General features: G+C 66.6%; 25 protein-coding genes (1 of these 25 only partly in view). 11 read left to right on the top strand and 14 right to left on the bottom strand.

Features of this window, described 5'->3' with window-relative positions:
• Nucleotides 1–63: 63 nt before the first annotated feature.
• On the bottom strand, nt 64–969 hold the full coding sequence (locus tag NATOC_RS02190; protein ID WP_015319779.1) for a complex I NDUFA9 subunit family protein: 906 nt from the start codon (nt 967–969) through the stop codon (nt 64–66).
• A 104-nt stretch (nt 970–1,073) separates the two neighbouring features.
• Between NATOC_RS02190 and tmk the strand changes: the two genes are divergently transcribed.
• Together tmk and pdhA are read left to right on the top strand one after the other, a co-directional pair.
• On the top strand, nt 1,074–1,688 hold the full coding sequence (gene tmk / locus NATOC_RS02185) for a dTMP kinase (RefSeq protein WP_015319778.1): 615 nt from the start codon (nt 1,074–1,076) through the stop codon (nt 1,686–1,688).
• 99 nt (nt 1,689–1,787) lie between these two features.
• Nucleotides 1,788–2,834 (top strand): pyruvate dehydrogenase (acetyl-transferring) E1 component subunit alpha, encoded by a 1,047-nt coding sequence (pdhA, locus tag NATOC_RS02180; RefSeq protein ID WP_015319777.1) that lies wholly within the window; start codon nt 1,788–1,790, stop codon nt 2,832–2,834.
• Between the two features lie 21 nt (nt 2,835–2,855).
• Here the strand turns inward: pdhA and NATOC_RS02175 are convergent, their stop codons facing one another.
• Both NATOC_RS02175 and NATOC_RS02170 read right to left on the bottom strand, forming a co-directional pair.
• The gene (locus NATOC_RS02175; RefSeq protein ID WP_015319776.1) at nt 2,856–3,221 is read right to left on the bottom strand and encodes a hypothetical protein; all 366 of its coding nucleotides are present in this window, start codon (nt 3,219–3,221) and stop codon (nt 2,856–2,858) included.
• Between the two features lie 113 nt (nt 3,222–3,334).
• A complete protein-coding gene (locus NATOC_RS02170; RefSeq protein WP_015319775.1) occupies nt 3,335–3,565 on the bottom strand; it encodes an Lrp/AsnC family transcriptional regulator in 231 nt (76 codons plus the stop codon).
• Nucleotides 3,566–3,676: 111 nt separating this feature from the next.
• Here NATOC_RS02170 and NATOC_RS02165 point away from each other — a divergent pair, with 111 nt between their 5' ends.
• Nucleotides 3,677–4,378 (top strand): potassium channel family protein, encoded by a 702-nt coding sequence (locus NATOC_RS02165; protein WP_015319774.1) that lies wholly within the window; start codon nt 3,677–3,679, stop codon nt 4,376–4,378.
• The gene (locus NATOC_RS02160; RefSeq protein ID WP_015319773.1) at nt 4,378–4,608 is read left to right on the top strand and encodes an Lrp/AsnC family transcriptional regulator; all 231 of its coding nucleotides are present in this window, start codon (nt 4,378–4,380) and stop codon (nt 4,606–4,608) included. Before NATOC_RS02165 ends, NATOC_RS02160 begins: the two co-directional genes overlap by 1 nt.
• A gap of 88 nt (nt 4,609–4,696) precedes the next feature.
• On the opposite strand, the gene NATOC_RS02155 is transcribed toward NATOC_RS02160, so the two are convergent.
• The gene (locus NATOC_RS02155) at nt 4,697–5,227 is read right to left on the bottom strand and encodes a DUF5813 family protein (RefSeq protein ID WP_015319772.1); all 531 of its coding nucleotides are present in this window, start codon (nt 5,225–5,227) and stop codon (nt 4,697–4,699) included.
• A gap of 135 nt (nt 5,228–5,362) precedes the next feature.
• Between NATOC_RS02155 and NATOC_RS22170 the strand changes: the two genes are divergently transcribed.
• Entirely contained in the window at nt 5,363–5,533 is a 171-nt protein-coding gene (locus NATOC_RS22170) for a hypothetical protein (RefSeq protein ID WP_015319771.1), read from the top strand.
• A gap of 69 nt (nt 5,534–5,602) precedes the next feature.
• Here NATOC_RS22170 and NATOC_RS02150 read toward each other — a convergent pair whose 3' ends face one another.
• Entirely contained in the window at nt 5,603–6,619 is a 1,017-nt protein-coding gene (locus NATOC_RS02150) for a DHH family phosphoesterase (RefSeq protein ID WP_015319770.1), read from the bottom strand.
• A gap of 158 nt (nt 6,620–6,777) precedes the next feature.
• Here NATOC_RS02150 and NATOC_RS02145 point away from each other — a divergent pair, with 158 nt between their 5' ends.
• The gene (locus NATOC_RS02145; RefSeq protein ID WP_015319769.1) at nt 6,778–7,407 is read left to right on the top strand and encodes a TetR/AcrR family transcriptional regulator; all 630 of its coding nucleotides are present in this window, start codon (nt 6,778–6,780) and stop codon (nt 7,405–7,407) included.
• A gap of 84 nt (nt 7,408–7,491) precedes the next feature.
• On the opposite strand, the gene NATOC_RS02140 is transcribed toward NATOC_RS02145, so the two are convergent.
• The 4 genes from NATOC_RS02140 to gpmI all read right to left on the bottom strand — a co-directional run bounded on the left by NATOC_RS02140 (nt 7,492) and on the right by gpmI (nt 11,735).
• On the bottom strand, nt 7,492–7,740 hold the full coding sequence (locus NATOC_RS02140; protein WP_015319768.1) for a hypothetical protein: 249 nt from the start codon (nt 7,738–7,740) through the stop codon (nt 7,492–7,494).
• An 87-nt stretch (nt 7,741–7,827) separates the two neighbouring features.
• Nucleotides 7,828–8,586 (bottom strand): polyprenyl synthetase family protein, encoded by a 759-nt coding sequence (locus tag NATOC_RS02135; protein WP_049888623.1) that lies wholly within the window; start codon nt 8,584–8,586, stop codon nt 7,828–7,830.
• A 183-nt stretch (nt 8,587–8,769) separates the two neighbouring features.
• Nucleotides 8,770–10,056 (bottom strand): O-acetylhomoserine aminocarboxypropyltransferase/cysteine synthase family protein, encoded by a 1,287-nt coding sequence (locus NATOC_RS02130; RefSeq protein ID WP_015319767.1) that lies wholly within the window; start codon nt 10,054–10,056, stop codon nt 8,770–8,772.
• A 92-nt stretch (nt 10,057–10,148) separates the two neighbouring features.
• Complete coding sequence (gene gpmI, locus NATOC_RS02125) at nt 10,149–11,735, bottom strand: 2,3-bisphosphoglycerate-independent phosphoglycerate mutase (RefSeq protein WP_015319766.1); 1,587 nt, start codon at nt 11,733–11,735, stop codon at nt 10,149–10,151.
• A gap of 100 nt (nt 11,736–11,835) precedes the next feature.
• On the opposite strand from gpmI, the gene NATOC_RS02120 reads away from it, so the two are divergent.
• Nucleotides 11,836–13,107 carry a DNA double-strand break repair nuclease NurA gene (locus NATOC_RS02120; protein ID WP_015319765.1) on the top strand — a complete coding sequence of 424 codons (1,272 nt, stop codon included), beginning with the start codon at nt 11,836–11,838 and terminating at the stop codon, nt 13,105–13,107.
• A gap of 333 nt (nt 13,108–13,440) precedes the next feature.
• On the opposite strand, the gene NATOC_RS02115 is transcribed toward NATOC_RS02120, so the two are convergent.
• Nucleotides 13,441–14,094 carry a ribonuclease HI family protein gene (locus NATOC_RS02115; RefSeq protein ID WP_015319764.1) on the bottom strand — a complete coding sequence of 218 codons (654 nt, stop codon included), beginning with the start codon at nt 14,092–14,094 and terminating at the stop codon, nt 13,441–13,443.
• 413 nt (nt 14,095–14,507) lie between these two features.
• Here NATOC_RS02115 and NATOC_RS02110 point away from each other — a divergent pair, with 413 nt between their 5' ends.
• The gene (locus NATOC_RS02110) at nt 14,508–15,074 is read left to right on the top strand and encodes a pyridoxamine 5'-phosphate oxidase family protein (protein WP_015319763.1); all 567 of its coding nucleotides are present in this window, start codon (nt 14,508–14,510) and stop codon (nt 15,072–15,074) included.
• A gap of 37 nt (nt 15,075–15,111) precedes the next feature.
• Here the strand turns inward: NATOC_RS02110 and NATOC_RS02105 are convergent, their stop codons facing one another.
• Nucleotides 15,112–15,441 (bottom strand): DUF7113 family protein, encoded by a 330-nt coding sequence (locus NATOC_RS02105; protein ID WP_015319762.1) that lies wholly within the window; start codon nt 15,439–15,441, stop codon nt 15,112–15,114.
• 228 nt (nt 15,442–15,669) lie between these two features.
• Between NATOC_RS02105 and NATOC_RS02100 the strand changes: the two genes are divergently transcribed.
• Nucleotides 15,670–16,254 (top strand): DUF7344 domain-containing protein, encoded by a 585-nt coding sequence (locus NATOC_RS02100; RefSeq protein WP_015319761.1) that lies wholly within the window; start codon nt 15,670–15,672, stop codon nt 16,252–16,254.
• Nucleotides 16,255–16,332: 78 nt separating this feature from the next.
• Nucleotides 16,333–18,120: an ATP-binding protein gene (locus tag NATOC_RS02095; RefSeq protein WP_015319760.1), complete on the top strand. Its 1,788-nt coding sequence runs from the start codon at nt 16,333–16,335 to the stop codon at nt 18,118–18,120.
• A 64-nt stretch (nt 18,121–18,184) separates the two neighbouring features.
• Here NATOC_RS02095 and NATOC_RS02090 read toward each other — a convergent pair whose 3' ends face one another.
• The 3 genes from NATOC_RS02090 to NATOC_RS02080 form a co-directional block, all read right to left on the bottom strand.
• Nucleotides 18,185–18,979 (bottom strand): polysaccharide deacetylase family protein, encoded by a 795-nt coding sequence (locus NATOC_RS02090; RefSeq protein ID WP_015319759.1) that lies wholly within the window; start codon nt 18,977–18,979, stop codon nt 18,185–18,187.
• Complete coding sequence (locus NATOC_RS02085) at nt 18,972–19,733, bottom strand: WbqC family protein (RefSeq protein WP_157224579.1); 762 nt, start codon at nt 19,731–19,733, stop codon at nt 18,972–18,974. Before NATOC_RS02085 ends, NATOC_RS02090 begins: the two co-directional genes overlap by 8 nt.
• A 304-nt stretch (nt 19,734–20,037) precedes the next feature.
• Nucleotides 20,038–20,643, bottom strand: a complete 606-nt coding sequence (locus NATOC_RS02080; protein WP_015319757.1) for an alpha/beta hydrolase — start codon at nt 20,641–20,643, stop codon at nt 20,038–20,040.
• 180 nt (nt 20,644–20,823) lie between these two features.
• On the opposite strand from NATOC_RS02080, the gene NATOC_RS02075 reads away from it, so the two are divergent.
• Nucleotides 20,824–21,134, top strand: the beginning of a protein-coding gene (locus NATOC_RS02075) for a PspA/IM30 family protein (RefSeq protein WP_015319756.1). Its footprint extends 517 nt past the window's final position; the window shows 311 of its 828 coding nt (coding positions 1–311); the start codon lies at nt 20,824–20,826; the stop codon falls past the right edge of the window.

The following is a 21,134-nucleotide window of genomic DNA, read 5'->3' as shown; positions in this document are numbered from 1 at the left end:
TTGTGTCAAAGATGAATTTCAGAATCGTCTATATTTCCCGCTAACCCGTGCTTCCCCGAGCGCTCAGTCCGCCGCCGGCGCCTCGACCTCGAGTTCGAGGTACGTCCGGAGCGTCGTCAACTCCTCGCGATCGAAGCCGAAGGCGGTGACGTCGTTGTCCGCGAGGGTGTTGTCCATCTCGAGCGACCGGGCCTGGTCGGGACCGAACGGGATGAACGGGACCGGTTTGGCGGCCGTCAGCCCGAGCTTCGTCAGCTCCATCGGGATCGGAACGATGGTGACCGACTTCCCCTCGGCCTCGTAAGCCAGCTCGGTGACGTCGGCCAGCGTCGCGACCTGCGGTCCCGCGAACTCGTAGGTTTCGCCGACGTGGGCGTCGTCCTCGACGATATCGGCCAGCATCGGAACGAGGTCGCCGACCCAGATCGGCTGGAACCGGGTCTTCCCGCCCCCGGGGAGCCCCGTCACGTACGGCGTCGTCAGCTCCTTCGTGAACTCGACGAACTCGCCACCCTCCCCGAAGACGACGGAGGGGCGAACGATCGTCCAGTCGAGGTCGGACTCCCGGACGGCCGTCTCGGAGTCGCCTTTCGCGCGGATGTAGTCGGTCGTGCCGTCGGAATCGGCCCCGAGCGCGCTCATCTGGACGAACCGGTCGACGCCGCGTTCCTCGCAGGCCCGGACGAGGTTCTCGGTCCCGCCGAGGTGAACCTCGTGGTGGCTGGTTCCCTCGGGGGGTTCGTACAGCGGCGACAGCGAGACGAGGTTGACGACGACGTCGTGGCCGTCGACGTCCTCGACGATCGAGTCGTAGGCGCTGGCGTCGCCCATCGCCAGGTCGATCCCCGACGGGAGGTCGGCGTCGTCGGGGTTCCGTGAGAGCGCAGTCACGTCGTGGCCTCGCTCGTGGAGTTCCGTACAGAGGTGCGTTCCGATGAAGCCCGTGCCGCCGGCGACGAGAACGTTCATAGCTGTACTAGGTCTCTCGACGGACAAATAATGGACGGCGACATTGGTAGGGTCGTCGGAACGATGCCGATGGCGTCTTGTATTCGCCCGAGCGACGTGCGGGTATGCTCGTGACCCTCGAGGGACTGGACGGGAGCGGGAAGACGACGGTCTGGGAGGCCCTGCGGGACGTCTACCCCGACGCGACGTTTACGACCGAACCGACCTCCGGCGAGACGGGATCGTGGTACGGCGAGGCGGTCTACCGATCGATTCAAGACGAGGACGCCGACCCCCTCGCGGAGCTGTTCCTGTACACCGCCGACCACGCCGACCACCTCACGCGGGTGATCGAGCCCGCCCTCGAGCGCGGCGAGCTGGTGATCTCGGATCGTTACTCGGACTCCCGGTACGCCTACCAGGGGGCGACGCTGGCCGAGGACGGCCGAATCACCCGTCCGCTGGAGTACGTCGTCGGGATCCACACCGCGTTTTCGATCGAGCCCGATCTGACGATCTACCTCGATGTCGATCCGGAGACGGCCGCGGCGCGGGCGGGAGCGACCAACAAGTTCGAGCGCGTCGAATATCTCTCGAAGGTCAGAGACAACTACGAGCGCCTGATCGAGCGCTATCCCAACCGGTTCGTTCGGATCGACGCTACCCAGCCGCCGGAGGTCGTCCTCGAGCGCGTCGAGGACGTCCTCGAGAGCCGGCTCGACGCTCACCGGAAGGGGTGACCGTTCGCGGTCGCCGCCACCCAGTCCTGGCCCGCGGCCGATCCCGCCGCGTCGCCACTCACCACAATTGCTTTCAGGGTCTGCTTCGAGGAAACTCGCATGCACCGCGTGATCGGCGACACCGTCCTCGAGGAGAGTCGCGTTTCCGTCGAGGAGGCCCTGGAGATCTACCGCGACATGGTGCGAGCGCGTCGGTTCGACGAGCGGGCGCTGGCCCTGCAGCGCCGTGGCTGGATGAGCGGCTACCCACCCTACAGGGGCCAGGAGGGCTCCCAGGTCGGCGCCGCCCACGCCCTCGCGAACGAGGACTGGTTCGTGCCGACCTACCGCTCGAACGCGATGCAACTCGCCCACGGGGTTCCGATGAGCGACATCCTGCTGTTCCGTCGGGGGTACCCCGAGTACGCCTCCGGCCACGAGCTGAACGTCTTCCCGCAGGCGGTGCCGATCGCGACCCAGATCCCCCACGCCGCCGGGCTGGGGATGGCCGCCAACTACGCGGGCGACGACCGGGCGATCTGCTGTTATCTCGGTGACGGGGCGACCTCGGAGGGGGACTTCCACGAGGGGCTGAACTTCGCGGGCGTCTTCGAGGCACCCGTCGTCTTCTTCTGTGAGAACAACGGGTGGGCGATCTCGACGCCCCGAGAGCGCCAGACCGCGAGCGACACCATCGCGCGGAAGGCCGAGGCCTACGGCTTCGAAGGCGTTCGGGTCGACGGCAACGACCCCCTCGCCGTGCGCGAGCTCGTCGCGGCCGCCCTCGACCGGGCCCGCGAGGGCCATCCCGTCCTCGTCGAGAGCCTGACCTACCGACAGGGGGCCCACACGACCAGCGACGACCCCTCGCGGTACCGCGACGAGCCCGACGACCTCCCCGACTGGCGCACAGCCGACCCCCTCGAGCGCTACGAGGACTACCTCCGCGAGGAGGGCGTCCTCGACGACGCGTTCGTCGAGGACGTCGAGGCGGAAGCCGAGGCGGAGCTCGAGGAGGCGGTCGAGATCGCCGAGTCGGCGCCCGAGCCCGACCCCGAAGCGGTCTTCGAGCCGGTCTACGAGGAGCCGACGCCGCGACTCGACGACCAGCGGGCGTGGCTCGAGGCGTTTGCCGAGCGCGAGGAGCTGCGGGGACTCGACCGCTGAGCCGTCCCGCGAGGGAGATCCTCACTCCTTCGGCGACTCCGACCCGTCCCAGTGGTCGCGGCCGTACTCGGTCAGCGAGTCCCAGCCGAGCCGCTCGCCGATCTCGGCGATCGCGTCCGACAGCGAGCCGTCGTCATCGTCGCCCAGATCGACGTCGCCCTCGTCGTCGAACCGGGGCGTGACGCGGCCGTCCTCGGTGACCTCGCCGTGGTAGAGCATGCTCGACTCGGCGCCGTGTAACACCGGGGTCCCCGTACTCGCCATCCCGATCAGTTCGACGTCGTCCTCGGAGGCGGGACCGAGGTCGTCGGGGCCGTCGGAATCCCCCTCCTCCGGCCACTCGACGTCGGGTGCGTCCTCGAGGAAGTCGGGACGATCGTCTGTCATGGCCAGGCGTCCCACTCGCTGTCCGAAAGGTTCGCGGCCACAACACGCAGGCTCGAAGCTGCGGGAGCAAACGAAACAGCGCGAGCGAACGGAACGGCCTCGCGAAGCGGCGATCAGTCCATCGCGATGTAGGTCTTGGTATCGGTCACGCCCTCCAGCCCCTGTACGTCCGACGAGACGGCCTTGAGAATCTCGTAGACCTCCTCCGTTTCGACCTCGACGATGATGTCGTAGTTGCCCGCGACGATGTGGGCCTCGGCGACCGAGCCGAGCTCCCTGATCGACTCGAGCAGCCCCTCGGACTTTCCGGCGGCCGTCTTCACCATGATGAAGGCGTGAACCATCTCGCTGGTGTGGTACACCGTGACATGACTAAAGCCTTTTGTCGGCGGAGAGCCGAATGGTATGAGTCACCAGGGCAAACTTATTGGCGGGGGCGGGCGTACCCTCCGTTCATGCGGTTCGTGATCATCGGTGCCGGACGAGTCGGCCTGCGCACAGCGCGTGTCTTGCGCGAGGAGGGACACGAGGTGACCGTCATCGAACGCGACGAGACGAAGGTACGACGCGCCCGAAACCAGGAGTTTCCCGCCGTCGAGGGCGACGGCTCCCGCGAGACGATCCTCGAGGACGCCGGCGTCGGCGACGCCGACGCCGTGGGCGCGCTGACAGGCGACATGAACGTCAACTTCACGGCCTGTATGATCGCCAAACACCACGGCTGTCGGACGGTCATGCGCATCGACGAGGCCTACCGCGAGGGGATCTACCGCAAGTACGCCGAGGAGGTCGACGAGATCATCTACCCCGAACGGCTGGGCGCGATCGGCGCGAAAAACGCCCTGCTGGGCGGGACGATCCGGGCGATCGCCGACATCGCGCCGAGCCTCCAGATCGTCGAACTCACCTTCACGGAGGAGGCTCCGATCAACGGTTACTCGATCAGCGAGTTCGAGCTACCGGCCGACGCGACCGTCGTCGCCTTCGGCAAGCGCGATGATCCACTCGGCATCCCCTCCGAGGACGAGTCCCTCGAGACCGGCGATCGGATCGTCGTGCTGGCGGATTACGAGGTGTTGAGCGAGGTCAGACAGCTGATCGTCGGCGAATCGGCGACTCGCGCGGCGGCGAACGCGGGCACGGGAGGTGTCAACTGATGGTCACAGCGTACGTCATGATCAAGGCGAACACGGGCGAGGCGGACCGGCTGAAAAACAGCGTGGAGTCGATCGACGGCGTCGAGACGGCCCATATCGTCGCGGGCGACGTCGACATCATCGCGAAGGCGACCGTCGACACTCCCGCCGCGGTCAAGAAGATCGCGGCGACGGAGATCCAGGGGATCAACGGCGTCGAGGACACCCAGACCTACATCGCGATGGACTGACGGTTCCACGGCCGAACCGGCACCGTCGGCGTTCGTGAGACCCTCGAGCGTAGCGACGCTCTTCTGTGGCGCTCGCGTGTCGTCGTCGCTACATCGGCATCCCGCCGCTCTCGCCGCCACCCTCCGCGGCCTCCTGGCCGCGGCCCTGGGCGTTCTCGAGCAGCGTCGCGGCCGGACCGCGGTACTCGTAGCCGGGGATCAACCCCTGGGCGTACGTTCCCTCGACGTACTCGATGAGCGCCTTGGCGTCCGCGACGCCCTCGCCGGCGTCCCAGGCGACGTACTCGAGGGTGACACGCACCGTCTCGCCGTCGCGCTCGACGGTCGGCTCCTCGTGGGTGCTCGTGTGGGCGACGGTGAACGTGTCCGCGAGGCGTCGTTCGAGAGTCTCGAACCAGCCGTCCTCGACGACGGGAGCGACCGTTTCGTCGGCGACCGCGGCGTCCAGGCCGGGCAGCGAGACGACGACACGGAACCGACCGTCGCGTTTGCCGTCCGCGTCGGTCGCGGTCACCGTCGTCTCGAACACCGTCGTCGTCAGCTCGTAGCCGTTCTCGCGCTCGGCGAAGGCGTCGTGGTCCTCGAGCTCGCGCTCGACGGACCGGGGAAGCTCGCTCATTACCGTCGTAGACGGGCCTGCGCCGAAAGGGTGTTGCGCTTCGCGTGGACCGGACGGTTCGTTTCGCGACGAAGTCCGATATTTCCTCGAAAACGGGCCGCATTACTATCGGGGACGCTCCCGTCTTCGAACGGCATGAGTCTCGACAGACACGCCGCGGACCGACGACGGTTCGCTCGCCTGCTCGGCACGGACGGAAGCGACGGGCTCGGCCTGCCGATCGGCCTTGACCGCCGCGACCCCGACGGGGACGAGCCCGACCCGCAGGGTGAGGATCGGGACGCCGCGAGCGCGCGCGAGCGCTGAGTCCCATCCCGGGCGGTCGTCGTCACTGTAGTGTGTGGTTTCTCGCCTCCAGACGACACGCCTGACGAATCAGGCGTCCGGTTCGGCGGCGTCGCCTGCGACCGCATCGAGGAACCGACGGCCGACTCGGTCCCGGAGTCGCTCGACGAGGACGTCCTCGGCGTCGGTCGTGCCGGCGACGTCCTCGAGGGGGAGCTGTCCGCCGGCCATATCGTCGTGGCCGCCGACGGAGCCCCGATCGCCGAACAGTCGACCGAACGACTCGCCGAGGTCGAGATCCGGTCTGGTGGTCCGACCGCTCAGATGGACCTCGTCCCGGATCACGCCGCCGACCAGGACGGTGTCGACGCCGTCGATGTTGAGGAGGAAGTCGGCTCCCTGTGCGAGCGCGACCCTGTTTTCCAGGCGACCGATACAGGAGACCAGACACGAACCCTGACGGATCCGGTTGTGGATCACGTCGCCGAACGCGTCGACGCTGCCGGGCAGGAAGGAAACGCCGTACAGCTCGCGAAGCCGCTCGGGGTCCGTACGCTCGTGGAGGGCGGCCGCAGCCGCGTACTCCCGGTCGGTCGGCTGGCGGTAGAAATCGAGCCGTTCGCGGTGAAGCCCGAACAACAGCGCCGAGGCGATCCGGGGCGTGAGTTCGAGCTCTGACTCGAGGAAGTACTCCGCGAGGATCGTTGCAGTCGCCCCGTAGGACTCACGAACGTCGATCACGTCGCTCGGAACCGTCCGTTCCGAGGGGTGGTGATCGATCACGATATCGATCGGCGTCCCCCGTGGAACCTGGTTGTGTTCGCCGGGCACCGAGTGGTCGACGAACGCGACGAGCTCGTTGGCCTCGAGCCTCGCGTCGCTGTAGCGACGGGGCGTGACGTCGAACAGGTCGACGAAGGCGCGGTTCTGCTGGTGGACGATCGACCCCCCGTACAGGATGTCGACGGTCTCGACGCCACACGTCCTTGCGAGTGACTCGAGTGCGATCGCCGACGCCAGCGAGTCCGGATCCGGATCATCGTGACAGACCACGGCCAGCGACGAGGCCGACCGCAACCGGGTAAGCACCGCGGCGGCGTTCGACATAGACTGGGCTTGGCGCTACACCGGTGTTAACAATTATCGTCGTTTCGGTGAGAGTCACGCCGAGCTCGATACCGAAGGGGTGACGGAGCCGCCGTACCGCTTGCGAGCGCAGTCGAGAGATCCTGAAGTATTTATGGGTCATCGACGATTCGTTCGCTATGGGCGGAACCTCCGGTGGGAAACGGTCGATGACGCTCGGCGAAGATCTCGACGAGACGACTGCGGCGATCATGGACGCGGTGTATCGGGCGCTGTCACGAAACGGGTATCCGGAGACGACGATGTCCGAGATCGCCGCGGAGTTCGAGAAGAGCAAGTCCCTGCTGTACTACCACTACGAGAGCAAAGAAGAGATTCTGAACGACTTTTTCGCCCACCTCTGTGAACACCTCGAAGCGACGCTCGTTGAGGACGCCCCGGACGATCCCTACGAGCAGCTGCTGGCGCTGATCGATCGACTGCTCCCCGCCGAGATGGACAACGAGGCGCTCCGATTCCGGCGGGCCTTCTTCGAGATCCGCTCGCAGGCACCCCACAACCAGTCCTACCACGAACAGATCAAGCGCTCCGACGAGATCGTCCTCGAGGCCCTGACCGAGACGATCCGCCGGGGCGTCGAGGAGGGACGGTTCGTCGACGTCGATCCCGAGCGGGAGGCCGAACTCCTCTTTTCGACGAGCTACGGGATCATGGAGCGTGGCGTCGCGCTCGAGGATCGGTCGCTCATCGAACGCAACAGGGCCACGCTTTACGACCGAATCGAGCGGTGGCTGCTCGAGGCCGAGTGATCGGGACGGCCGAGCGGACGAACTGATAACGGCGATCCAAAACCGACGCCGGACCGACAGTTCGTCCTCGGACGGCTCCGGGACTCAGAGCAGAAACAGGACGGCGACGATCCACAGAGCGAAGTTGACGACACCGAACACGCCAAGCAGAACGCCGAACCACTGCCGTTCCATCAACTGGACGAGGTTGTACCCACTGTAGGCCGCCAGCGGACCGAAGATCGGCACGAACAGCGAGATGATCGCCGCGCCGATCCCGTTCCAGACGTGGAACCGCGATTGCTCGTGTGCGTTCCGGAGGTCGTCCGACAGGGAGATCCGTTGGTTGCTCATGGGACGAGTGTTTCTTCGTGCCGCACACGCTTAAACTGAACGTTCAGTCAGTCGGCGGAACGACGACGAACCAGCGGTGCCGGACAGCTACGCGATCGGATCAGTCGGCTCCCGATCGAGGCTCTCTGCGAGTATCGCCGACAGCTGGTCGCGAACCGGCGCTCGGGCGGTCGGCGGACACGACTCGAGGATCGGCTCGATCCACGCGGACCGATCCGCGGGAAACCGCTCCCGGTCGGCCGGGAGTCGGCCGTCGTCGCGGTATCGCCGCACGCGAACGCCGAGCGCACTCGCTTTCCTGGCCAGCTCCCGGTGCGAATCGATATCGGCGATTAGCGCCGCTATCTCGGCCGCACAGCCGGTCACCGCACCGAGGCGTCGATCGTCGACGCGATCGGGCGTCTCGGATTCCGCTTTCGGGGCCGTAAGCACCCACTCCCCCTCCTGGGTCGACCGGGTCGCCTCGACGAGGACGGCAAAACAGCGCTCGACCAGCTCCGGTTCGGCGTCGAACCCGGTGGTCAGTTCGAATGCCTTCGACTCGAGGAGGTCGCCGACCAGCACGTCGTCCGTGGGATGGTCGCCGGTCCGACGAGACTGGTCGACCGCGACCCGGTGGAGACGGCGCTGCAGGGAGACCAGCTCCAGCGCGGCCGCGATCGGGACGACGTCCTCGAGCGGTCGGTCGTGGCCGAACCCGTCGACCAGCGCCAGAAAGACCTGACCCTGGAGTCGCGGACGGTCCAGCTCCAGCAACTCCTCGGGCGATCGATCGAACGCCTCGGGCAGGTGGGTCCGGAGCGCGCTCTCGATCGTCGTTCGTCGCCGCGTTATCGTCCGTCTCATGGCAGTTCTCGTCGATCCATCGCCGGTCGACGGGCGCACGCGGCTCCGCGTTCGACGACGGGTGGTTCCAGTGTGTCAGTCACGTGAGTAGCTCTCGGGAGGGCGTCGGTCGGAACGGTACTGACCGAACGGTTGTTCAGGGCGGAGGATAAATATTGCGTCGCGGCCGCGTCCCCATCGTCGTCAGACCGACTCGATCGCCCGGTCCAGATCGGCGATCACGTCCTCGACGTCCTCGATCCCGACCGAGATGCGAACGAGGTCGTCAGTGACGCCGCTGGCGAGTTTCTCCTCCTCGGAGAGCTGCTGATGGGTCGTGCTCCCGGGGTGGATGATCAGGGTCTTCGCGTCGCCGACGTTCGCCAGCAGGCTCGTCAGCTCGACCTCGTTACAGACGGTCTCGGCTGCGTCGTACCCGCCCTCGAGCCCGAAGGTGATTATCCCGCCGTACCCGCCCTCGAGGTACTCGCTTGCGTTGTCGTGGGTCTCGTGGCTCTCGAGTCCCGGATACGTAACCCAGTCGACCTCGGGGTGACCATCGAGATACTCCGCGACGGCCATCGCGTTCTCGCAGTGTTTCTCCATCCGAAGGGGCAACGACTCGAGTTTCTGGAGGGTCACCCAGGCGTCGAACGGCGACTGCTGGTTGCCCAGGTCCCGTAGTCCCCGGGTGCGGGCGACGGCCGCGAATGCCCCTTCGCCGAACGTCTCGGAGAAGTTGATTCCGTGGTAGGCGGGGTTTGGCTCGGTGATCTCGGGGTAGTCGCCCTCCGGCCACGGAAACGAACCGCCGTCGACGAGGACGCCCCCCACCGTCGAGCCCGCGCCGTGGAGCCACTTGGTCGTGGAGTTCCAGACGAGGTCGGCGCCATGCTCGAGCGGGCGACACAGATACGGCGTCGCGAAGGTGTTGTCGACGAACAGCGGGACGTCGTGCTCGTGGGCGATATCCGCGATGCGCTCGATATCCGGGGTCACGAGCGCGGGGTTGCCGATCGTCTCGAGGTGGACGAAGGCGGTGTCGTCGTCGATCGCCTCGGCGTAGGCGTCGTAATCGAGCGTGTCGACGAACTTCGTCTCGATACCGCGTTTCGCGACGGTGTGTGTGAGGTAGGTGTAGGTGCCGCCGTACAGCGACGACGCGGAGACGATGTTGTCCCCGACGTCCGCGAGGATAAACGTCGCCAGATCGAACGCGGCCATCCCCGAGGACGTCGCGAGCGCGCCGGCGCCGCCCTCTAGCGTCGCGATCCGCTCCTCGAGCATCGCGTTGGTCGGGTTCATGATCCGCGAGTAGATGTTGCCGACCTCCTCGAGCCCGAACAGCGCGGCGGCGTGGTCGGTGTCCTCGAACTCGTAGGAGGTGGTCTGGTAGAGCGGCGGCGCTCGCGCGCCCGTGGTCGGGTCGGATTCCTGACCCGCGTGAACGCTGTCGGTCGCGAATCGGTGGTCGTCCTGCTCGTCGCTCATGGCTGTGACCTCTGCCCCGTAGCTAATAAAGTCACCAGTCGATTATGTTCGGGAAATCAACGGACGCGAACGGCTCGTAGGGGGACAGTGGACTACTCGAGCAGCGGCTCGCCGGTCATCTCGGGGGGCTGATCGAGCCCGATCAGTTCGAGGATCGTCGGCGCGATGTCGGCGAGGGTGCCGGCCGGCCGAACCGTCCGTCCGTCCCCGGTGCCGTCGGGGGCGACGTAGACGAACGGCACCTCGTTGTAGGTGTGGGCGGTGTGGGGGTCCTCCTCGGTCCCCATATCGTCGGCGTTGCCGTGGTCGGCGGTGATGAGGACGTGGGCGCCAGCGTCCTCGAGGGCGTCGACGAGCCGACCCAGCTGGGTGTCGACGGCTTCGACGGCCTCGATCGCGGCCTCGTAGTCGCCCGTGTGGCCGACCATGTCGGGGTTGGCGTAGTTGAGCACGAGGACGTCCGGATCGTCGGACTGCTCGCGGGTCGTTCCTCCCCGCTCGCTTTCTCGAGGCGCTCGCTTCGCTCGCCCCTCGCCTTCGATCGCCCCGATCGCCGTGTCGGTCACCGCGGGCGCGCTCATCTCGGGCTGGCGGTCGTAGGTTGGAACGTCCGGACTCTCGACGATCTTGCGGATCTCGCCGTCGAACTCGACCTCGCGGCCGCCGTTGAGGAAGTAGGTGACGTGGGCGTACTTCTCGGACTCGGCGATCCGAAGCTGGCTCCGCCCGGCGTCGGCCAGCACCTCGCCCAGCACGTTCTCGGGCTGGTTCGGCGGGTAGGCGACGGGGAGGTCGAAGGTCTTGTCATACTGGGTCAGCATGACGACCTCGGCGTCGGGCGGACTGGTCTGGAACTCGTCGGTCCAGTCCTCGCTTCGGATGTCCGCGAGCATCCGCGTGAGCTGGCGCGCCCGGTCGGACCGGAAGTTGAACCAGACGACCGAGTCGCCGTCATCGAGTGCAGGCTGGCCCGTTATCACCGTGGGCTCGACGAACTCGTCGGTCTCGCCCCGGTCGTAGGACTCCTCGACGGCCTCGACGGCCGAGTCGGCCGCGAAGTCGGCCTCGCGCTCGACGATCGCGTCGTAGGCCCGCTTCGTGCGCTCCCAGTTCTGGTCTCGGTCCATCGCGTAGTACCGGCCCGTGACGGTCGCCACGTCGCCGGTGCCATGTTCGTCGACGACGTCCTCGAGGGTCGCGAGGTACTCTCGGCCCCCGGTCGGGGAGGTGTCGCGACCGTCGGTGATCGCGTGGGTAACGGCCTCGACCTCGCGGTCGCCGGCCAGCTCGATCAGCGAGTGGAGGTGCTCGTGGTCGGCGTGGACCCCGCCGTCGCTGACAAGCCCGACGAAGTGAACGCGCCCATCGTTCTCGCGGGCGTTCTCGAAGGCGTCCTCGATCGCGGCGTTCTCGCGGAACGAGCCGTCGGCGATCGAATCCGAGACGCGGGTGTACTCCTGGTAGACGACCCGCCCGGCGCCGATGTTCAGGTGGCCGACCTCGCTGTTGCCCATCTGGCCGTCCGGCAGGCCGACCCGTCGGCCCGCGACCTCGAGGCGGCCGCTGGCGCCCGCCGCCGAGAGGCGGTCGAACGCCGGCGTCTCCGCCGCTTTCACTGCGTCGCGTCCGGTGTCGTCGCCGAGCCCCCAGCCATCGAGGATGATCAGCGCAGCGTCCATACCCGAGGGCTGCGCCGCCTGGCGTAACTAGCTGTCGCTGTCGGCCAACGTCGCGGTGCCGACCGCGGGATATTTGACAGTGGGGCGGAACGCCACTGGCATGACCCTCGATCCCGTCCACTTCGACGGCATCGCTCAGCTCGCGGGACGGATCGACCACGGCGCCGACGAGCGCGACCGCCGCGCGTTCGCCGAAACCGTCTGGGAACAGTTTCTCGACCCGCTCCGCCAGGATGGACGGGTCGTCCTCGAGCCGATCGACGAGCAGTCCCGACGGCTGGTCGACTGCGAGGACGTCGCCCTGATCGATCCGCCGTTCCCGACCGAGCACGGCCTCGACGCGGGGACGATCAACCCGACGACGTTCAAGAACGGCCTCGTCATCGACGTCGCCCAGGCGGCGATGAGCGCGACCCCCAGTGATCTCGAGCTCCACCGCTCGCGGACCGCCGTGATGACGGTCCACTCGAGCGACGCGACCGCCCGCGTCGAGAACGACGACTGGGACCGCTTCGACGAGGGGACGAGCAAGCGACGGGTGATCCAGATCGGCCGGCTCGATCGGTTCGCCGAGGGGGTCGTCCACGCGCTGGCGCTCTATCTCGCCGAGAGCGAACACGCTCACGAGCACGCCGACAAGGTCTCGGATCTGCTCGTCCTCGACGGGCCGCTGTACCCGCGCGGTCTGCTTCGCTGGGCCGACCAGCACCCCGACCTCGCCGACTTCCTGCTCGAGGACCCGCGACCGACCACGGTGCTGGAAAACTACGTCCGGCTGGTCGAACGGTTCGTCGAGCGCGAGGTTCCTCTCGTCGGGTTCGTCAAGAACCCGGCGACGAAGGCGATCACCCGGGCGGTGCGGGGGACGACCGACGCGAGCGCCCCCTGGACGAACGACGCCGCGATGTTCACCCGGCTGCTCGAGCGCGGCGAGTACGTCGAGGACGTCGACGGCGAACGCTGGGTGCGAGACACCTCGGCGTTGACCTACACGAACTGGTTTCGCTCGCGGGCCGGGGTCGATCGCCCCCTCTCCGCGGAGGGCGACGCGCTCGGAATCGACCGCGAGCTCCCCCGCGAGGCCTACGAGGTCACCTTCTTTGTCGTCTACGACCCCCGTGACGACCTGCTGTACCGGGTCGAGGCTCCCTACGCCGTTACCCGCGACCCGGAGACCCGCGAGCGGCTCACCCGGCAGCTGCTCCAGGACGTCGCGGTCGCCCACGGTCCACCCACGATCGTCGGCAAGGCCGACGAACTCGCCCGGATCAGCGCCCCCGAGAAGCGCTCGCTCCGCGAGACCCTCGAGGGCCGATTCGAGACGAGTCAGGACCGCAGTTACGACGAGCACCGCTGGATCGAGGACGCCTAACAGCAGTTGGTAGTCCGGTTTCGGTATCCAGTTTGGGTCGTGAATCTGAGTCGTTGGATCGTTACGTACAGCGAACTTTTTTACCGAGGGCATCGGCTGACGCCGAAGGCGTCAGCCTCAACCCCCGGCAAAAAACTTCGATGAAAAAAGGCCGACAGCTCGCCCGTCGGGCTCGCCGTCGGTGAAACGCCTCGCTTCGCTCGGCGTACGCTTCTCCGACCCGCTCCGTTCCATACACATCTGTACGTAGCACGAGTTTCACACGACGTTTTGCATAACGAAATCGCTCCGCCAAACGAGGAGTAACGGAACGGCAATCGAGTCCATCGGTTGCTACCCCGGCCCGAACGCCGCGATATCGGCCCCCACCGTCGCCAGCGCGTCGGCGGGGTTCGGGTCGCTGTCGGCCAGGTGCGTGTACCGGTGGTCCGGGACGCTCGACAGCGCCGTTGCGACGGCCTCGCTGTAGACCTCGACGCCCGGCTCCGTCGGGTCCTCGCCACCCCAGACGTCTCGGATGACCGTCCTCGAATCGATGCGTACCTCCAGCCTGCGTGGCTCGTAGCGGGCCAGCAGTTCGGAGAGCCCGAGCTGGAGGGCGACGTACTCGGCGGTGTTGTTCCCCGTCCGGGAGCCGACGGGACGGCCGAGACGGGCAAGTTGGTCCTCCGCAGCGTCCATGATGACGGCACCAGCACCTGCGGGGCCAGGGTTGCCGCGCGAACTGCCGTCGACGTAGAGGACGAAAGCGTCGCCCGTGGGCTCGGGAGCGGGCGGCCGGGAGAGATCCGACGCCAGCAGCTCCTCGAGTGCGGAACGCAACTCGTCCCGGGTGGTCGCGGGGTCGAACAGTCCGCCGTAGCCGGGGACGGCGTCGTCGACGGCGTCGGTGGCGGTCGCCACCTCGTAGCCGACGCCCGCGAGGACGCGGTCGACGAGCGTGGCAAGCGGCGAGAGATGTTCGGCCGGGAGACGGTCGTCGGTCACGCTTTTTCCCTCCGGCGTCGGGTCCGGAACCGTCCGTCCTCGCTCCCGAGCGATCCCGTCGGCTGGTCACACCACTGCATACACATCCTCGGTGGTCGAGCGAAATAACACCTTTAGGAGGCACCGACGACGAGCCGTTTCGGAGCAGTCGATTTCGATTACTGGACGGATAGGGGGAGTTGCAGGCACGGGTAGCGTCAGTGACGGATTCATCCCACGGCTAAAGCCGTGGGCTTTCTCCTGTAGTATCTGTAATCAGACAACAGATCGTCTTCGAGATTCGTGCGCTATCGTCTGGCCGGGTTGCTTATCTTCTTTCGACCGCTGCTAGAGCAGCCTTCAATACGAATTGTTGTTCCCATTCTCCAATAATTCTCCTCAGTGGTATATTCTCGGAGAGGGAACTGTTAGATATGGCTACCAGCGAGCTGACAGAGAGCGAGACCGCCGAGTTGCTCCGCAACGCAAATTCGGGTGTGCTGTCGTTAACTGATGGGACAGAAACGTACGCTATCCCGCAATCATTCGGCTACGATGGGAGTTCGCTGTACTTTCAACTCGTCTGTACGGCAGACAGTACGAAGGTAGCGTTTATCGAAACGACCGACATTGCCACGTTCACTGTCTATACCGAACGTCCGACGAAAAGCGTCATCGTAAGAGGGAAACTCGACCCCGTGCCAGAAGACGAGGAAACCGATGCGATGGCTGTTATCGCAGAGAACGCGACGATTCCAACGCTAAACGTCAGTCCGGACACCCCCACAGCGGAGCTCTCTTGCAGACTCTATCGGTTAACTCCCGAGATGGTTTCCGGGCGAGAACTGGGTACTTCGATGAGAGACACCATGCTCGGTTTGCGAGAAACGTGTACTGCCAATCTCGAAACGGCGTTACGATGTGACGATCCCTCCGAAAAGGACTATCATATCAGGCAAGCCATGCAGGCGTGTCCCCCGTTTCCAGAAAACAGTACGTAGCAGACGCACGAGTCCACAAGCTACGGATCCACTGGCGCTACGGCTCCTGTTCGATCTCGATCTCGACGGCGTGGCGGTCGACGCCGATCCTGGCGAACTGCGTACGGACGTGCTCTCTGGCCGCCTCGAGGGCCTGCTCGCGAGTGTCGAACCCGCGGGGCATCGGCGACTCGAAGGCGAGGTTGACCTCCCGGCCGTCGATGATCTGGACGCTGCCGCCGCTGTCGACCTCGTAGAACTCGTCACAGATCCAGACGTACGCGGCGTCCTCGTCGGGTGCGCCACGGAACGTCGGGGGGCGTTCCCCACGTTCGTACACCGTTCCGGTGAGTTCGGTTCCGCCCGCACGACCGCGTACGATAAACATGTGTCTAACTACGGCGCCGAGACGCAAAAAATATCCGAACCGAACGCTTCCACGCGTCCGAGCTGTGGGTGACCTAGCGCCGACCCGTTCGCAACGACGCTACCCATCTGGTTAGCCGTTTCCAACCGTCAACGGCTGCTTCTCCGAACGTACCGAATACGTATAAGAAATTCAACCCAAACTGTTTCGGGGCCGGGTTTATTCCCCTAGCAGTGCTGCCTTTCGTTAATGAGTTCGGACGCACAGATCAGCGGTGATGGGTCACGAGGGGGGACAGCAACTGCTTCGCGGGAATGGTACGACGTACTCCGCCATCCCGAACGACTCCATCTGCTTGCAGCTCTCGAGGACGGCGCGTCCACCCTCGAGGAGCTCGTCGACGCGATCGCGTCGCGGGAGGCAACCGACCGGGAGACGATCCGGATCGGGCTCGTCCACAACCACCTGCCGCGGTTGTCCGACTACGGGATCCTCGAGTGGGACGGCGAGACCGTCTCTCGAAGCGTCGACCGACCGCTGCCGGTCGACGACCTCTCGGCGCTGTTCGCGGACGGCGATCGCGCCGACGAGCGAACGCTCGAAACGCTCGTCCACCCGGTTCGAACGCGGCTGTACGTAATTCTCTCGGAATTCGACCGGCCAGTCTCGATCGAGGCGCTTGCCGCGGAGCTCCTCGATCACGAGGTCGGCTCGTTCGCTGACCGGTCGGAGGCGCGGATCGCGCTTCACCACGTGCATCTCCCCGCGATGGCCGACGTCGGCGCCGTCGAGTTCGATCCCCGCACCGGGACGGTACGGGGCCCGGGCCGATAACGCCCTCCGAGACACGTCCGACTCCGCTGTTTGCCCCGGAGGGAAACGCGTTTGTAGACGGCCCCTCATGGGCGTGATATGACGGATCTGGGTGATTTCAGCGAGTTCGACGCCGCCGACCCGGCGGACTCGAACACGTCGTCGACCGAGGACATAGACGAGTTCGAGTCCACGCGTGTTGCCCCCCGTGGCGAGGACGTCGGCATCGGAACGATCTGTGTCTCCCAGGGGCTGCGCATCGCCGAGGACGCCGAGGAGACGTCGCTGCGGGCCTACGTCACCAGCGGCAACCGCTCGGCGGTCCGGATCGGCAGCTACCTGGTCGCGCCCTACCCCGATGGCGAGACGCTGTTCTGTCGGATCACCGGCCTCGAGTACGCCCAGCAGTACCACGCCGACGACGCGACGGAGATCCACGCCCGCCGCGCGATGCGCCGGGACGACGTCGACGAGGCCGACTACAAGTTCGTCGCCTCGCTCGAACCCGTTGCCGTCCTCTACGAGGAGGGCGGTGAACTCAAGCGTCGGATGACCGACCGCGTCCCCAAACCTCAGACGGTCGTCCGGCAGGCAAACGACACGACCGAGATCAAGACGGGGCTGAAGATGCCCGAGGACGGCGTCTTCCTCGGCCACCTCTCGGTCGGGGGCGAGAAGGTGCGGACGGCGGCGACGCCGCCGACGATCGACTATCGACTGAAGGACGATTACGCCGCGGGCGATCCGCTCGTCTTCCGACACACGCTGGTCGCGGGCGGCACCGGCTCGGGGAAGACCCACGCCGCGAAGAACGTCCTGCGGCAGTATCTCGCCGACGAGCGCCAGTATCCGATGGAGGACGGCCGCACCGTGGGGCCGGCCGTCGTCCAGTTCGACCCCCAGGACGAGTACGCCCAGATGCACGACGACAACCCCGAGCTGGACGACGAGTTCGCCCGCCGTCTCGAGCGCGAGGGTGTCGCCCACGGCGGCGTCGCGGACACCACGGCGTTCGTCCCGAAGGTCGGCGACGCCAGCTACTCGGCGGGCCACCACCGCGCCGAGCAGGTCGAGTTCACCATTCCGTTCTCGATGGTCCACGACAACCCGTTTCTCGTCGCCGGCAGCGGGCTCAACGACAACCAGTACGGCGCGCTCGTGAGCGTCCTTCTTCCCCGGTTCCGCCAGCAGTACGGCGCCGACGGCAGCTACGAGCAGTTCACCTCGTTTCTGGACGATCCCGCCCTGCGCGAGGAACTCGACGAGTCGGGGCGGGTCCATGAGGCCACCTTCGACGCCGTCCGCCGTCGCGTCCTCGGGTTCGGCCACGTCTTCGATCAGGACGCCCGCCCGATCACCGACCTCGTCCACGAGTTCGTCCGCCCCGGCGGACTGACCGTCGTCCCGACCTACCACGTCTCGGACTCGCGAGCGACCGAGACGGTCGTCCTCGCGCTGTCCTCGCTGCTGATCGACCAGAAGCTCTCGAACGATCCGACCTACGAGCGGATCAAGGAGACGCCGCTAATCTTGGGGATGGACGAGGCCCACAACTTTCTCACTGACGCCGACAGCGTCCAGGCCGGGAAGGTCATCACGAAGTTCACCGAGGCCGCAAAGCAGGGCCGCAAGGAGCGGCTCGGGCTCTTTCTCATCACGCAGGACCCCCAGGACATCGACGACGCCGTCTTCAAGCAGATCAACACCACCGTCGTCCTCAACCTGGGCGACGAGGACGCGATCAAGAGCGTCAACATCCCCTCGAACCTCGAGTCGAAGGTGCCCTACATGGAGAAAGGCCAGATGGTCGTCTACTCGCCGGACAACTCGGAACCCGTCGAACTGATCGGGCTCCCGAAGTGCGTGACTCGACACGGCCGGGACTGACCGCTCGGGCTTCGGCCGCGGACGCGGGCCGCGCCGAAGACGGGACGGGCCCTCCGTCGGCGTCTCAGGCGAGGACGCGATCCGCGTCGATCCGCTCGCCGTAGGGCGGGTAGATCGAGACCAGCTCCTCGTACGTTCGGGTATCGATCGCGTCGAGCTCCGCGGCGACCGCGGCGAACCGCTCGAGGGGCGGCGCGTGGCGCTCGCCCCACCAGACCGGGTGGGTGAGCACCTGCAGCCGGTCGGCGCCGGCGCGCTCGAGGATCGACTCGAGCGGGTCCCCCTCCCGCCACCGCCCGCTGGAGTCCGAGAGGTACGCCGCCAGCAGGTCGGGATTGTAGGCATTGGTCATCCCGTCGATCATTCGGGGCCCCCTGAGGACGCGCTCGGAGGGCCGATGAAACGAGATGGACGCCACCGGGTCGATCCCCAGCTCCGCCAGGTATCGTCTGGCGGCGTCGATCCGACGGCGCTCGGCGGGTACCAGCCCGTTCTCGCCGCCGGGATCGGCGGGATCGGCGCCGGAGAGATCGCAGTGCAGCGCGATCTCGTGGCCGAACTCGTGGATGAGGTGGACCAGATCCCGTTCGTACTCGAGGTCGTACAGCGGCGAGTCGGGCAGGATCATGTACGTCGCCTCCACCCCGAGCTCGTACTCGAGTTCTGCCAGTTCGACCGCGCGTTCGAGACAGACGTCGACGTCGTGACGCAGGAACGCGACGGGCTCGTCCGGCGAGCGGTCCGGGCGGTACTCCGAGAGCGTCCGCAGCTCGAAGTTCGTCCGGACCGCTCCGATCAGCGCCCGGTAGTAGTCGTAGCTGAAGTCCTCGGCCCACCCCTCGAGGTCGGCACTACCCATCGTCGCTTCCCACCCCCAACAGCTCCCGCGTCCGCTCGGCCCCGACGTTCAACAGCGGGTCGACGACCGAGAGGTTCGGCAGGAACTCGCCGAACCGCTGGTCGTACCGGGGCGGGTCGAACGACTGGTACTCGAGGACGATCCCCGCGTCCTCGAACAGCTCGGGGTCGTTGTACGAGCGGGCGCCCTCGCCCGAGTAGTACCGATCGGCCGCGAGTGCCTCGCAGAGCCGGACGATCCGCTCGCTGCCCGTCGCGTCGACCTCGAGCGTCGACGCGCGGACGAACTCGCAGTCGAGTTCGAGCCGATCGGCGAGCTGCCGAACCAGGTGGACGTTCAGCTCGCACAGCGACTCCCAGGAGCGCGCGTAGGTCGCCGCGAAGAAGGCCCCGAACTCGTCGTAGTGGGCCGCGCCGCCGTAGCTCGCCTGCAGGCTCTTGCGGTGGGTCTCGCGCCACCCATCGTCGACGATCTCGACGTCCTCGATCGGCCTGCTCGATCCCCGGACCGGGACGGTGAGCCACGTCCATCCGTGTGGCGTCTTGATCCTGTTCCGGTTGATCCAGGAGTCCGAGGAGTACTCGGCGTCGTCGAGGAGGACGAAGACGTCGCTCCGGCGGATCTTCTCGAAGTAGCCCAGCCAGGGCAGGTAGTTGGGCTGGTGGATCGCGACGGTGCGATCGTCCTCGTCGGCTGCCGATCCCGCAGCGCCCGACTCGGCTACTCGCAGCGGTCGGTCGGTCGATTCGCTCACGGTACACCACCCCACCGTTCCCTTCCCGGGACGGCTCCGTCACGACGTCTGCCGTCGCGTCCGAACGGGTGACGGTCCCGAGACGTTTCCGATCTCATTGATACGTCGGTCGATCCGAACGGTCCCGGAACCATTGTTAAGCGCTCGAGAAAGACGCGGCCGTCGACGGATGTCACTGCGTAACGCGGATCCGGGCGATGGCGGGACGGGAATCGGACGACGGGGCAAGCACTCGACCTGCGGCCAGGCCGCGAACGTATCAGGCCGAGACTACGCCGGTGTAACCGGTGGTTTCTCGGGTCGATTAGCCCGTCCCGAGCCGCTCCGCGAAGAACGTCCGGACGTTCCTGGCGATCTCCTCGCGGGTTCCGAGGAAGAAATGGTCGGCCGGCAGCGCGACGGTCTCGTCGCCTCGCTCGCGGACCCGCTCAACGACCGGCCCCCAGTTGACGGTCGTATCCCGCTCGCCGTACAGCACGAGCGTCGGCGCGTCGACGTGGGCCAGCGCGGCGGTCGCGTCGAGCTCCGGTCCCAGCGACTCGGTCGGTGCCAGCGCGGCCACGCCTGCGAGCGGTCGGTCGACGTCGGCGGCTGCCAGCAGCGCCTGGGAGGCACCGAAGCTGTAGCCGAAGAGCCCGACCCGGTCGTACCGGTCGTCGGCCCACCGGACCGCGTTCCGGACGTCCTCGCGCTCGCCGCGGCCCTCGTCCCACTCGCCGTAGTCGAACCGCAGACAGGCGACCCCCGCCTCGCGAAGCGTCTCGCTTACTGCGACCAGTCGCTGATCGCTACGGGAGCCGCCGTGCTGGGGGTGGGGTGGGCAGGCAACGACGACGCCCGCGGGCGCTTCGTCGGGTTCGTCGAGTCGACCCCGGACGTCGCGACCGCCGGGAACGAGGACGTCGGTCACGGTCGCCCGTTGTGTCCGAACGGTATAGTAGCTACTGCAGTTCACCCGTCGGAAGCCCCGGGCCGAACGGTCGGCCGTCGAGGGCGAAAATCGCTGCCGTCATCCGTTCGACGGCGGCGATATGCGGCTCGACTGTCGCCGATGTGATGTTTTTAAGGCCGGGGAACCATACGTAGCCGTATGGGCATCCTCTCTCGGACCTCCTACGTCATCCGCTCGAAGATCAACTCGGTGCTCAACCGGGCCGAGGACCCGACCGAGACGCTCGACTACTCCTACGAGCAGATGCGCGATCAGCTCCAGGAGGTCAAACGGGGTATCGCCGACCTGACGACCCAGAAGAAGCGCCTGGAGATGCAAAAGAAGCGCCTCGAGGAGAACGTCGAGAAACACAACGAACAGGCCCGAACGGCCGTCCAGCAGGACCGGGAAGATCTGGCCCGGCGCGCCCTCGAGAAGAAGAAGACGAAGATGAACCAGATCGAGGATCT

Source organism: Natronococcus occultus SP4, from assembly GCF_000328685.1.
In the GTDB taxonomy this organism is placed as follows: Archaea; Halobacteriota; Halobacteria; order Halobacteriales; family Natrialbaceae; genus Natronococcus; species Natronococcus occultus.
The sequence above is the reverse complement of the archived record's forward strand: the minus strand, read 5'-3'. Positions and strand labels throughout refer to the sequence as shown.